Below are 12,197 nucleotides of genomic sequence, written 5' to 3'. Positions count from 1 at the left end.
GCGCTCGGCCGGGGCGTCTCACGCGCTATCGCGGTCGGGGAGCGGGCCCGGCTGCCCTAGCGCCTCGCGCGCTCCGGCTGCCACCCCCCAAGCGACGGCTCAGGCGCCTGTCGAGCGCAGGAACTCGGCGATGTGGCGGAAGGAGGCGCGGCCTTCGGGGACGAGGTCGGCGAACACCGGGAAGGCGTGGACGAGGCCGTCCCATTCCTGGAGGACGACGTCCACGCCCGACTCGCGGGCGCGGCGGGCGACCGCGCGGGTGTCGTCGCGCAGGATCTCGGTGAGGCTGGACATCAGCAGCATCGGGGGCAGTCCCGTGAGGTCGCCGCGCCACGGGGAGAAGACCGGGTCGTTCTCTTGCTTGTCGCGGCAGAACCTGCGGCCCACGGACGCCAGGCGCGCGGCCGACAGGAGGGGTTCGCCGCGCGCGTTGAGTTTGTGCGACTCCGATTCGCACATCAGGTCGGCCCATGGGGAGATGCAGACGGTCGCGGCGGGGAGGGGCGTGCCGCGTTCTTTGAGGGCGAGCAGGAGGGCCAGGACGAGGTGTCCCCCGGCGGAGTCGCCCCCGACCGCGATGTCGGACGGGTCGTATCCCTGGTCGAGCAAGCGGTCGTATGCGGCGAGGGCGTCTTCCAGTGCGTCCGCCGGGGAGTGCTTGGGGGCCAGCCTGTAGTCGGGCAGGAAGACCGGACGGCCCGTGGCCGCCGCGAGCCGCCAGCTGAACGGCTTGTAGAGGCCGGGGCCACCGCAGAAGTAGCCGCCCCCATGCAGGTACAGGAAGACCTTGCGCTCGTCTGACTTCGGCGCGCGGATCCATTGGGCACTGCACGTCCCGAGGTCGTCGCGGCTGAACGAGACGCCGCGCGGGGCGCGCTGGACGCGTCCGACCGCGCCCACGACTCGCTGGACCATGAGCAGCCCGGCCTCCGAATCGGGGGTGGCCTCCCAGCCGGCCATGACCACCCTCCGGAGGAACACGTTGACGAGGCGGGCCTGGAGGCTCGCGGGGCTGCCGGGCTCCATCGCCAGCACCCGGGTGACGCGTCGTTCCGCCGCAGTGGTGGCGACGGGCCGGATGGACGCGGGGCGGGTACTCGTCGTCATCGCTGTCTCCCTGGAAGGCCGGGGGTTCATCCCGTTCCGGAACTCTTATGAACGATGAGTCTAATTGTCGGGTGCGGCGGGCCCCACGGCGCGTCGCACCGGTGGTCCCGGACTCCGCTGCCACGATGAACGGATGGACCTCACGCTGCTCGCCGGCCTGGCCGTCGGGGTCGCCTTCGGCGTGGTGCTGGGCTTCGCGCTCGCCACCGGCCGCCAGGGGGCCCTGATCGCCCGCGCCAGGGCGGCGGAGGAGAAGCTCTCCTACGCCGAAGAACGGATGGCCGAGCACTTCGAGAGCCTGTCCGCCAAGGCCCTGGACGCCAGCAACCAGCGCTTCCTCGACCTGGCCGACGCCCGGCTCAAGGCCGCGGGGGTCGAGGCGGCCGGCGACCTCGAACGGCGGCAGCAGGCCGTCGAGCATCTGGTCGCGCCGCTCCGCGAGACCCTCGGCAAGGTGGAGGAGCAGCTCAGAGAGGTCGAGACCGGACGCCGCGAGTCGCACGCCATGCTGGCCAAGCAGGTCGAGTTCGTCCGGCAGAGCTCCGACCAGCTGCGCGCCGAGACCCGCACGCTCGTGCGGGCGCTGCAGCGCCCCGAGGCGCGCGGACGGTGGGGCGAGCTCCAGCTGCGCCGGGTGGTCGAGCTGGCCGGGATGGAACATCACTGCGACTTCGACGAGCAGGCCAGCGCCGGGACGGAGAACGGCACCGTCCGTCCGGACATGGTCGTCAGGCTCGCGGGCGGCAAGAACGTCGTCGTCGACTCCAAGGTTTCGCTCGCCGCCTACCTGGAGGCCGCCGAGACCGGTGACCCGGTACGGCTGGACGCCCACGCGCGTCATGTGCGCGACCACGTCGACCGGCTTTCGGCCAAGTCTTACTGGCAGGCGTTCAGCCCCGCCCCCGAATTCGTGGTGCTGTTCATTCCGGGTGAGGCTTTTCTGGCCCCCGCGCTCGAACGCGACCCGGCCCTGCTGGAGTACGCGATGCGGCGCCGCGTGCACATCGCCACCCCGACCACGCTGGTCACCATGCTGCGCACCGCGTCCTACGCCTGGCAGCAGGCGGCACTGTCACGCAACGCGCGCGCGGTGTTCGACCTGGGCAAGGAGCTGTACGAGCGTCTCGGCACCATGGGGCAGCACGTGGACGAGCTGGGGCGCTCGCTGACCAACGCCATCCGTTCCTACAACCGCACTGTCGGCTCCCTGGAAACCCGGGTGCTCGTCAGCGCGCGGCGCCTGAACGAACTCGGCGTCGTCGAGGACTCGCTGGAGTCGCCGCGTCCCGTCGAGGACAGCGCCCGTCCCCTGTCGGCGGCCGAGCTGACCGGGGGCGACGACGAAACGGGAGAGGACGCCGATCCGACGGCCGAACGGGTAGGTTTCGGCGGAAGGGCCATCCCCGATCAGATTGATCGCCGCGAGAGGTGGCAATGAGTACATCGACCGTACGCGACGCGCCTGACGGCGACTCGCCCTCCTCGGGGAGAACTGTGCGACGTCAGCGCGGTGACTCGGCCCCGAAGCCGCGCACCCGGGCCAACGCGGCGCCGGTGACCCTTACGGGGCGCGGCGGGGTCGTCGTGGTCTTCGGCGCGGCCCTGCTGGGCTCGCTGCTCTCTCGCTGGGTCGACATGCCCATCCTCGCGGGCGGCCTTTTCACCGCGGGCTGCGTTATCGCGGCCCTGACCACCCGACCGGCCGACCTGCTCACGCTCGCGGTGAGCCCCCCGGCCGTCTTCTTCGCGGCCACGTTCGTCGCCGTCGTGGTGACCACGATCGGCGAGGGCTCGCTGCTGCGCGGCGTCGCCGTCAGCATGGTGACCGCGCTCGCCGCCACCGCCCCGTGGGTGTTCCTCGGAACGGTGCTCACCCTGCTCATCTCGGGTCCGCGCGGCCTGGTCACCGCCTTCCGCGACCTGCGCTCCCGCCTGGCGGGCAGCCGCAAGATCGCCGAAGAGGAGAACGAGAACCCCGTCCGCTGGGACGAGAAGCCCGGGAGCGACGACGGCCGTCCCCGGGCGCTGGACTGACGCCTCAGGCGGTGTTCGCGGCGGCGCGCAGGTCGCGGCGCAGTTCGTGCGGCAGGGCGAAGTGCATCTTCTCGCGGACCGACTCGATCTCCTCGACGTCGGCGTAGCCGCGTTCGGCGAGCCAGGCCAGGACGCCCTGGACGAGTTCGTCCGGGACCGAGGCGCCGCTGGTGACGCCGACCGTGGTGACGCCGTCCAGCCAGGCCTCGTCGATCTGCTCGGCGTAGTCGACCAGGTAGGCGTTGTCGGCGCCGTGCTCCTTGGCGACCTCGACCAGGCGGACGGAGTTGGAGGAGTTGGTCGAGCCGACCACGATGACCAGGTCGGACTCGGCGGCCATCTCCTTGACCGCGACCTGGCGGTTCTGGGTGGCGTAGCAGATGTCGTCCGAGGGCGGGTCGAGCAGGTTGGGGAAGCGCTCGCGGAGCTTGTTGACCGTGGCGACGGTCTCGTCGACCGAGAGCGTGGTCTGGGAGAGCCAGGCGACCTTGTCGGGGTCGCGGACGACGACCTTGGACACGTCGTCGGGGCCGTCGACCAGGTGGATGTGGTCGGGGGCCTCGCCGGTGGTGCCGACGACCTCCTCGTGGCCCTCGTGGCCGATGAGGAGGATGTCGTAGTCGTCCTTGGCGAACCGGACGGCCTCCTTGTGCACCTTGGTCACCAGCGGGCACGTGGCGTCGATGGTGGCCAGGCGGCGTCCGCGCGCCTCGTCGTGCACTACGGGGGCGACGCCGTGGGCGGAGAAGACGACGATGGACCCCTCGGGCACCTCTTCGGTCTCGTCGACGAAGATGGCGCCGCGTTCCTCCAGCGTCTTGACGACGTGGACGTTGTGGACGATCTGCTTGCGCACGTAGACGGGCGCCCCGTACTTCTCCAGGGCGATCTCGACCGTCTCGACGGCCCGGTCGACGCCGGCGCAGTAACCACGCGGCTTGGCGAGCAGGACACGGCGCTGGCTGCTGGAGGTCATGGCCCCATCGTACGAGGCGCCTCGCGCGTCCCGCACCGTCGCAAGGGTCACTCCCCCGGGACGTCCGATGCCCCGCCAAGCCCGTGCGCCAGGGCGTCAAAGCTCTGGTGAAGCCCGCAATGTGACCCACTCCACCCGCCAATTGGACAGAAATCCATTCACCCGGGGTGACCGGTATCGCACCGATACGGCAAAGTGAGGTTTGACAGACGGTGCCGTATCGACCCAGTCCAAGTGATCGGACAGCAGGGAGATGGATGACGATGACGAAATCGCCGCGCCGCCTCAAGCAGCAGGTCCGTGACTCGGTGGGCGAACAGGTGCGCGACCTCCCGCTGCACGCCGTCCGGCTCGCCATGTTCGGCGTCGGCCGTGCCCTGCTGCTGAGCGACCGGATGACCAAGGACTACAAGGAGATCACCGAGGGCGGCGGCGTGAAGCCCGTGCTCGGCAGGCTTCGCGACGACGTCCAGGTCACCGCGGGCAAGGTCGTCGGGCGCGTGGTGGACAAGGTCCGTGGCGGGGAGGACGCCGAGCCCGAGCGCGCGACGGCGCGGGCGACCGTCCAGGACAAGCCCGCTGCCAAGCCGGTGACCAGGTCGGCCGCCAAGCCCGCCGACAAGGAGATCGCGGTCGGCAAGCCCGGCGCCGAGCCGGTGGCCAAGCCCGCTCCCGAGCCCGCGGCCGAGCCCGCTCCCAAGGCCGCCCCCAGCCCGAGGCCCGACCCGGCCCCCGAGACGGCCGGCCAGGCCGAGCCGAAGCCGAAGCCCGAGACGACGCCGACGCCGAAGCCCGAGGTGAAGCCCGCTTCCGGCAAGGGCTCCGAGCTTCCGGTGCCGAACTACGACGAGGCCACGCTGCCGCAGCTGCGGGCCCGGCTGCGCGGGCTCTCGGTCGACCAGGTGAAGCTCCTGCGCGCCTACGAGGAACAGCACGCCGCCCGCGCGGACGTCCTGAAGATGTACGAGAACCGGGTCGCCAAGCTCAACGGCCACAACTGAGCCGCCCCGTAAGCGATCCCTTTCGAATTGTCGGAACGGCCCCCCGGATTCCTCCCGGGGGGCCGTTTCCTTTCTCGATCTTGTCAGGCGCGGGCCGGGAGCGGGCCGTCCTGGAAGGTGTGGTCGATGGCGACGCGGTCCAGGCTCTGGAGGTGGCGGCGGCGCGTGACCAGGATGGCGATCGCCACCACGCAGCAGGCGGCGCCGACGTAATAGGGGACGTCGCGTCCGGCGTGCTCGGCGACCTTGATGGCGATGTAGGGCGCCAGGGCGCCGCCCATCCAGCGGACGAAGTTGCAGCCCGCCGAGGCGAGCCGCGCGGCGCGCCCTGCGGGGTCATAGGCTGCCAGCCATGGCGATGGAGACCACGGCGGAATCACCTGTCCCGGTCAGAACCGTTCTGCAGGCGGTGGGCGGCTGGATCGGACGGCTCGGGCGCATCTGGGTCGAGGGCCAGATCACCGACCTCAACGCCCGGGGCGGGACGGTCTACCTGACGCTGCGCGACCCGGTGGCCAACATGTCGGTGCGGGTCGTGGGGCCGCGCGCCGTCTTCGAGGCGGCCGGGCCCGCCGTCACCGACGGCGCCCGCGTGGTCGTGCACGCCAAGCCCGACTTCTGGATCAACCGCGGGACGTTCTCGCTGAGCGTCCTGGAGATCAAGCCGGTCGGCGTCGGCGAGCTGCTGGCCCGGCTCGAACGGCTCAAGCAGGTGCTGGCGTCCGAGGGGCTGTTCCGTCCCGAACGCAAGCGCGCGCTCCCGTTCCTCCCGGGGAAGATCGGGCTGATCTGCGGGCGCGACTCCGACGCCGAGCACGACGTCCTGCAGAACGCCAGGCGCCGCTGGCCCGCGGTCGAGTTCCAGGTGGAGAACACCGCCGTCCAGGGCCACCACGCGGTCGGCGAGGTCATGGAGGCGCTGCGCAAGCTCGACTCCGACCCCGCGATCGAGGTCGTGATCATCACCCGGGGCGGCGGCTCGATGGAGGACCTGCTCCCCTTCTCGGACGAGGCGCTGGTGCGAGCCGTCTCCACGGCACGCACCCCGATCGTCAGCGCCATCGGGCACGAGCAGGACAGCCCGCTGCTCGACCTGGTCGCCGACGTCCGGGCGTCCACCCCGACGGACGCGGCCAAGCGCGTGGTCCCGGACGTGCGCGAGCAGCTCCAGCTCGTCCGGCAGCTGCGCGATCGGGGCCGCCGCTGCCTGGCGGGCGGCGTCGAGCGCGAGCTGGCCTGGCTCAAGGCGACGCGGTCGCGGCCCGCGCTGGCCGACCCCGTCCGCGAGATCGAGCGGCAGTCCGAGCAGGTCGCCGCGCTGCGCGACCGCGCGCGGCGGTGCCTGTCCGGCGCGCTCGACCGGGCCGGGGACGAGCTATCCCACACCCGCGCGCGCTTGCTGGCCCTCTCCCCTGCCGCCACGCTCCAGCGCGGGTACGCCATCGTCCAGCAGGAGGACGGGGCGGTGGTCCGCGAGGCCGCCGCGCTCAAGCGGGACGAGCTTCTGAACGTCCGACTCGCGCACGGCCGCCTCACCGTGGCCGTCCGCGAGGCGCTGGAGTCCTAGAGTGGTGCCGTGACAGACGAGAAACCGTCGTACGAGCAGGCCCGCGACGAGCTGACCGACGTCGTCCGGCGGCTGGAGACCGGCGGCCTGACGCTCGAGGAGTCCCTGAACCTGTGGGAGCGCGGCGAGAAGCTCGCCGCGATCTGCGAGGAGTGGCTCGAAGGCGCCCGCGCGCGCTTGGCCGCCGCCATGTCCACCCCCGCCGCGGACACCAAGGACGCCGAAGCCCCGTTCTAGGGCGTCCGGGTCAATCGAAGGGGCTGGTGTGGGTGGCGGAGCCTATGCCGCCCCATCTGACGCACTTGCCTGAGGCGGGGGCGCGGACATTGCCCGCGTACCAGGTGTAGTCGCCCTTGTGCCCCCGTCGCAGTTCTGCGACTTGAGCGTCTGCTGGGGGTAGCCGAACGTCCTCCCGTGGAAGGCGGCCTTCTGGATGTTGCCCGGGTACCCGGTGCCGAGCCGCTGCTCGTAGTGGAGGTGAGGCGAGATGTCGTTGCCCGGCTTGCTGGTGTCGCCGACGGCACCCAGCTTCTGGCCGCGCGCGACGCGCTGCCCGAAGGAGACGGCCCGCGACTGAAGGTGGGCGTAGTAGCTCTTCCAGCCGCCGCCGTGGTCGATGACCACAAGGTTGCCGTACCCGTTGGCGGAGCCCTGGTGGGCGGACGTCGCGACCGTCCCGGCAGCGGAGGCCGTCACGGTGTCGCCCAGGTCGGCACCGGCCGTGGAACCCCGGTTGAAGTCGATCTCCCATGACCGGTGGGCGGTGCTGTTGGTGGAGTTGCCCGTCCACGACTGGCCGCAGGGGAAGGGGAGTTCGAAGGCGGGGGCGGCGAGCGCCGCGACGGGGGCGACCCGCACGCTCTCGGCCGGGGCGCCCGTGGCGGTGGCGCCCACCAGCGCGGCGCCCGCGCCCGCGGCTCCGAAGGTCATCGCGAGCCGTCTGCTGGTCCACCGGGGTCTCATCGGAGTCCCTTCGCCGGGAGCTGATCAACCACCGCGTGCTGATCATCACGGGCGGACGAGCGTCTCGGGAAGGGCTGGGACGAGAAGTGACAGAAGCTTCACCGATGAGGCAGATCGCCGTTCAAGGCCCTCCGGCGACCGAAACCCCCAGTGCGGCCCGGCCCCAAAAGGGACCGGGCCGTGCCTGAGTCAGCCGCAGTGCTCGAAGGGGCTGGTGTAGGCGGCGGAGCCGATGCTGCCGCCCCACTTCACGCACTTCTTGCCCGCCGCCGAGCGGATCGGGCCCGCGTACCAGGTGTAGTTGCCCCGGTCGGTCCTGGCGGCGGCGCCCCTGACCTGGAGGGTCGCCGACATCGCCGTCTTGGCGCCCTTGGGCTTGACGGTGATCACGCAGTTGTAGCCGCTCTTGTAGCCCAGGTAGACCCGGCCGTAGGTCTTGCCGCCACGGCGCAGCGCGGCCTCGTCGATCTTCCGGTAGCCGGCGCCGCAGATCTGCGTCACGGGGTGCGGCGCGGGCGGCTTGGCGCAGGCCTTCAGCGTCTGCTGCGGGTAGGCGAACCGGCGCCCGCCGAAGGAGGCCGCCACCGGCGGGTAGCCGCCGTTGAGGCGGACCTCGTAGTGCAGGTGGGACGACATCCCGCTGTTGCTCGGACGCGTCGTCCGGCCGACCGCGCCGATCTTGGTGCCCGACGCGACCTTCTGGCCGACCTTGACCGAGCGGTACTTCAGGTGCGCGTACCAGGTGGCGTAGCCGCCGGAGTGCTGGATCACCACGTGGTTGCCGAACCCGCTCTGGTTCACGTGACGGGTCGAGCGGACGACCGTCCCGGCCGCCGCGGCGACGACCGCGTGGCCGTTGTCGGCCTCGGGAGAGCTTCCCCGGTTGAAGTCGATCTCATAGCGCGTGTGGGCGCTGCTGCGGTTGGAGTTGCCCGTCCAGACCTGCCCGCACGGGAAGGGGAGGCGGAACGCGGGGGCGGCCTGCGCGGCGGCCCTGTTCGCCGTCGCGGCGACCGGCGCGGCCTTCTTCGTCCCCGGGTCTCCCCCGGCCAGGACCACACCCGTGGCGACCGCTCCCGCGGTCACGACGGCGGCCCCGGTAACGGCCACGGCGCGGCTTCTCAGCTTCAGGCTCATTTGCACCATCCTTCGCTTGCGACCCACTGACGCAGCGCTGATCATCGCCTGCGAAAGGGCCGAAAGGGAAGATCGATGCCAATGGTGACCAAGCCGTCATCAAACAGGCCCCCGTGGGGAACCCTCACGTCACCGTCCGGTCAGGACGGCGCCGGGGACGGCGAGACCTGAGCCTGCTTGGGCTGCGGCTTGAGCGCGGCCGCCAGCACCGCCAGCTCCTCGTAGGTCGCCGTGCCGGTCACCACCAGGCTCACCCCGTTGGGCAGGGTGCGGGCGAGCGAGTTGGCCTTCTTGTCCTTGCGGTGGTACTTCGTCCAGGTCACGCCGTTGACCTGCTGCGTCCCGAGCGACTTCTTGTTGTTGGTCATCCGCGGGACGTACTCGGCGGCCTTCTCGTTGCTCTGCTCCAGCGCCGCGTACTCCTCCGACGGGGTCACGAAGCCCAGATGCCAGGCCACCGGCTCCTTGCCCTTGTTCAGGCCGTGGACGCGCGAACTGGTGGGACGCCACCCGATCGGCAGGCCGTCCGGCGCGTGCACCGTGTAGGGCGCGTCATTGCGGACGGCCCAGAGCTGGCTGCTGTAGTCGATGGTCGGCAGCACCTCCTTGTTGCTGCGCGGTGTGATCAGGAAGATCACTCCCACCAGCAGCAGGCAGGCCCCCATCGCGAGCGTGAATCCCCCCAGGCCCGTGGTCAGGCGCTTGTAGGTCCCCGGGCTGACCAGAATGGGCCCCTCGGGACGGGGCCGCTCCTCCGGCGCGGGGCCGGGCTCGGTCTCTGGCGAGGGGGAAGAGGTCTTGTCGGTCACGTACCTAGGATCTCCTACGGTCCCCGCTACCGCGTACCGGGGTTGCGGATGGTGGCGACGATCGTCATGACCCGCTCGGCCAGAGCCCGCGCCGCGTCCTCGTCGTCCATCAACGACACCTCCGACACCGCGCCCGCCATCGCCCCCGTAAGGACGACGACCAGGGCCTCGTCCACGCCCCCGTCGGCGGTGTGGAACAGCGCGGCGTTGCGGCGCGCCCACTTGCTCAGGCGCTGGCGCATCACCCGGTCGAACCCGGGCGGGCCGTCGCCGGAGATGAACAGCCGCGAGACCGCCCGGTCGGCCAGGCACCCGTCCAGGTAGGCCCCGGCTCCGGCCACGAACAGCGTGATCGGGTCGTGCTCGCCCGTCTCGCGGACGGCGTTGACCGCCTCGCGCGTCCGCTCCTGCTGGCCGACCTGGAACTCCTCGAAGAGCGTCAGGTACAGATCGGCCTTGCCGTTGAAGTGGTGGTAGAGGCTCCCGACGCTCGCTCCCGCCTTGGCGACGATGTCGGTCACGGCGGCCTGCGCGAAGCCCGCCTCGCAGAAGACGTCCCGCGCCGCCGACAGGAGGGCGGCTCGGGTGGCCGCGCCCCGGTCGGAGGTCCGAGACGCCGCCTCAGTCACGGGCGCGCCGCCGGAGGGAACGTCGATGTCGCTGCTCATAGGCCCTGAGATTACGCCCTCTCACCCCGGGGAAACGATCCCCCGTCCTGCTGACCGCCAAATCACGCCTCGTCAAGGGTGTCGGCGCGGCTCAGGCGGGCTCTGGTCTGGTCCAATTTGTGGCACAGGCCCGGCCACGCGGAGAATCCGAGTCAACACCGACCGAAAGGGCTGCCTCGTCATGTCTGACGACACTACGATTTCCCCCCTTGCCACCGAGCCCTCGGCGCCCGACCGCAACCTGGCGATGGAGCTGGTCCGCGTGACCGAGGCCGCCGCCATGGCCGCCGCCCGCTGGGTGGGACGGGGCGACAAGAACGGCGCGGACGGGGCGGCCGTCAACGCGATGCGCCAGTTGATCAACACGGTCGCCATGCGGGGCGTCGTCGTCATCGGCGAGGGCGAGAAGGACAACGCCCCGATGCTCTACAACGGCGAGGAGGTCGGCGACGGCTCCGGCGCCGAGTGCGACGTCGCGGTCGACCCCGTCGACGGCACCCGACTGACGGCGCTGGGCATGAACAACGCCATCGCCGTCCTCTCGGTCGCCCCCCGGGGCTCGATGTTCGACCCGTCCGCCGTGTTCTATATGGAGAAGCTCGTCACGGGCCCGGAGGCCGCCGACGTCGTCGACATCGAGCGTCCGATCGCCGACAACATCCGCGCCATCGCCCGCGCGAAGGGCTCCTCGCCCAACGACGTCACGGTCGTGATCCTCGACCGTCCGCGCCACGAGGGCATCGTCAAGGAGGTCCGCGAGGCGGGCGCCCGCATCAAGTTCATCATGGACGGCGACGTCGCCGGCGCCATCATGGCCGCCCGCGAGGGCACCGGCGTCGACCTCCTCCTCGGCATCGGCGGCACCCCCGAAGGCATCATCGCCGCCTGCGCCATCAAGGCCCTCGGCGGCGTCATCCAGGGCCGCCTGTGGCCCCAGGACGAGCCCGAGCGCCAGAAGGCCGTCGACGCGGGCCACGAGCTCGGCCGCGTCCTGACCACCGACGACCTGGTGACTTCCGACGACGTCTTCTTCGCCGCCACCGGCATCACCGACGGCGAGCTGGTCGACGGCGTCCGCTACAGCAAGGGCACCGCCTTCACCCACTCCTTGGTGATGCGCTCCCGCAGCGGCACCATCCGCACCGTCTCCAGCGAGCACCAGCTCAACAAGCTCCGCGCCTACAGCGCCATCAACTTCGACACCGCCGTCTAGGCCGCCACGGGTACGTGTGGGGCGCCCTCAAGGCGCCCCACGCATGTCCCAGGCGTCAGGGGCGGCGGGACAGGCGGGTTCTCAGCCTCTGGCGGAGGGACTGCTTGGGGGCCCGGGCCTTGATGGACCCCAGCAGCAGGGTGCCGCTGATCTCGATCGTGGGGCCCTCGTCGGTGGGACGGGTGCGGACCTCCCGGGTGGACAAGATCGTCCGGCCGGTGACGTCGACGCGGACGCCCTCGGGGACCAGCAGGCGGATGCGGCCGCCGAGGACGGTCGAGTGCAGGACGATGTGGCGGCGCTGCAGGACGGCCTCGCGGAGGTCGAGCTCGACGGTGCCGAACAGGACGGTCACGGGCAAGCGGACGGGGACGACCCAGCGCCCCTCGCGGCGCATGCGGCCGAACAGGGCGGAGACGGGCCGGTCGTCCACCAGGATGGGCTGGGCCTCTTCGGGGCTGAGGTCGCCGGTCAGGCCCGTGAGCTCGCCGAGGGTGCGGGCCTCGTAGGCCCGCGTGGTGCGTTCGGAGTGCTCCTCCATGGTGATGCGGCCGTCGGCGAGGGCCTCGCCGAGGACGGCGACGACCCGTTCGCGGTCGGCGTCGGAGGCTCTCAGGTCGTGTACGCGCGTCGCCTGTTCCGCGGGGCGGCGGCCGGGGGTTTCCACACCTAGAGGTTAACCGCGGCCGGGAGGCCAATTGGGCCGAAAAATGTCATCGTGG

Annotated in this window: 14 protein-coding genes; 6 read left to right on the top strand and 8 right to left on the bottom strand. The window is 71.3% G+C overall.

Translation table 11 applies throughout. The features are described 5' to 3' along the window. Positions 1–99: 99 nt before the first annotated feature. Positions 100–1,107, bottom strand: coding sequence for an alpha/beta hydrolase fold domain-containing protein (locus tag ACQPY4_RS07610; RefSeq protein ID WP_433333847.1), 1,008 nt, complete (start codon positions 1,105–1,107; stop codon positions 100–102). A gap of 133 nt (positions 1,108–1,240) precedes the next feature. Here ACQPY4_RS07610 and ACQPY4_RS07605 point away from each other — a divergent pair, with 133 nt between their 5' ends. Together ACQPY4_RS07605 and ACQPY4_RS07600 are read left to right on the top strand one after the other, a co-directional pair. Next, the gene (locus ACQPY4_RS07605; protein ID WP_433333845.1) at positions 1,241–2,545 is read left to right on the top strand and encodes a DNA recombination protein RmuC; all 1,305 of its coding nucleotides are present in this window, start codon (positions 1,241–1,243) and stop codon (positions 2,543–2,545) included. Positions 2,546–2,601: 56 nt separating this feature from the next. Continuing rightward, positions 2,602–3,141 (top strand): DUF6542 domain-containing protein, encoded by a 540-nt coding sequence (locus ACQPY4_RS07600; RefSeq protein WP_433333843.1) that lies wholly within the window; start codon positions 2,602–2,604, stop codon positions 3,139–3,141. Positions 3,142–3,145: 4 nt separating this feature from the next. Here the strand turns inward: ACQPY4_RS07600 and ACQPY4_RS07595 are convergent, their stop codons facing one another. After that, a complete protein-coding gene (locus ACQPY4_RS07595; RefSeq protein WP_433333841.1) occupies positions 3,146–4,117 on the bottom strand; it encodes a 4-hydroxy-3-methylbut-2-enyl diphosphate reductase in 972 nt (323 codons plus the stop codon). Between the two features lie 257 nt (positions 4,118–4,374). Between ACQPY4_RS07595 and ACQPY4_RS07590 the strand changes: the two genes are divergently transcribed. After that, entirely contained in the window at positions 4,375–5,118 is a 744-nt protein-coding gene (locus ACQPY4_RS07590) for a hypothetical protein (RefSeq protein ID WP_433333839.1), read from the top strand. A gap of 83 nt (positions 5,119–5,201) precedes the next feature. Here ACQPY4_RS07590 and ACQPY4_RS07585 read toward each other — a convergent pair whose 3' ends face one another. Next, positions 5,202–5,399, bottom strand: coding sequence for a hypothetical protein (locus tag ACQPY4_RS07585; protein ID WP_433333837.1), 198 nt, complete (start codon positions 5,397–5,399; stop codon positions 5,202–5,204). A gap of 71 nt (positions 5,400–5,470) precedes the next feature. On the opposite strand from ACQPY4_RS07585, the gene xseA reads away from it, so the two are divergent. After that, complete coding sequence (gene xseA, locus ACQPY4_RS07580) at positions 5,471–6,685, top strand: exodeoxyribonuclease VII large subunit (protein WP_433333835.1); 1,215 nt, start codon at positions 5,471–5,473, stop codon at positions 6,683–6,685. Positions 6,686–6,694: 9 nt separating this feature from the next. Continuing rightward, complete coding sequence (locus ACQPY4_RS07575) at positions 6,695–6,922, top strand: exodeoxyribonuclease VII small subunit (RefSeq protein ID WP_433333833.1); 228 nt, start codon at positions 6,695–6,697, stop codon at positions 6,920–6,922. A gap of 42 nt (positions 6,923–6,964) precedes the next feature. Here ACQPY4_RS07575 and ACQPY4_RS07570 read toward each other — a convergent pair whose 3' ends face one another. The 4 genes from ACQPY4_RS07570 to ACQPY4_RS07555 form a co-directional block, all read right to left on the bottom strand. Beyond that, complete coding sequence (locus ACQPY4_RS07570; RefSeq protein WP_433333831.1) at positions 6,965–7,615, bottom strand: M23 family metallopeptidase; 651 nt, start codon at positions 7,613–7,615, stop codon at positions 6,965–6,967. Positions 7,616–7,837: 222 nt separating this feature from the next. Then, positions 7,838–8,785, bottom strand: a complete 948-nt coding sequence (locus ACQPY4_RS07565) for a M23 family metallopeptidase (protein WP_433333829.1) — start codon at positions 8,783–8,785, stop codon at positions 7,838–7,840. A 140-nt stretch (positions 8,786–8,925) separates the two neighbouring features. Further along, positions 8,926–9,594 (bottom strand): DUF4245 domain-containing protein, encoded by a 669-nt coding sequence (locus ACQPY4_RS07560; RefSeq protein WP_433333827.1) that lies wholly within the window; start codon positions 9,592–9,594, stop codon positions 8,926–8,928. A 26-nt stretch (positions 9,595–9,620) separates the two neighbouring features. Continuing rightward, positions 9,621–10,262 (bottom strand): TetR/AcrR family transcriptional regulator, encoded by a 642-nt coding sequence (locus ACQPY4_RS07555; RefSeq protein WP_433333825.1) that lies wholly within the window; start codon positions 10,260–10,262, stop codon positions 9,621–9,623. Between the two features lie 181 nt (positions 10,263–10,443). Here ACQPY4_RS07555 and glpX point away from each other — a divergent pair, with 181 nt between their 5' ends. Further along, positions 10,444–11,475, top strand: a complete 1,032-nt coding sequence (gene glpX, locus ACQPY4_RS07550) for a class II fructose-bisphosphatase (protein ID WP_433333823.1) — start codon at positions 10,444–10,446, stop codon at positions 11,473–11,475. Positions 11,476–11,530: 55 nt separating this feature from the next. Here the strand turns inward: glpX and ACQPY4_RS07545 are convergent, their stop codons facing one another. Next, entirely contained in the window at positions 11,531–12,142 is a 612-nt protein-coding gene (locus tag ACQPY4_RS07545) for a DUF1707 SHOCT-like domain-containing protein (RefSeq protein WP_433333821.1), read from the bottom strand. Positions 12,143–12,197: the final 55 nt, after the last annotated feature.

This window comes from Spirillospora sp. CA-294931 (assembly GCF_050946795.1).
Taxonomy (GTDB): Bacteria; Actinomycetota; Actinomycetes; order Streptosporangiales; family Streptosporangiaceae; genus Spirillospora.
The sequence above is the reverse complement of the archived record's forward strand: the minus strand, read 5'-3'. Positions and strand labels throughout refer to the sequence as shown.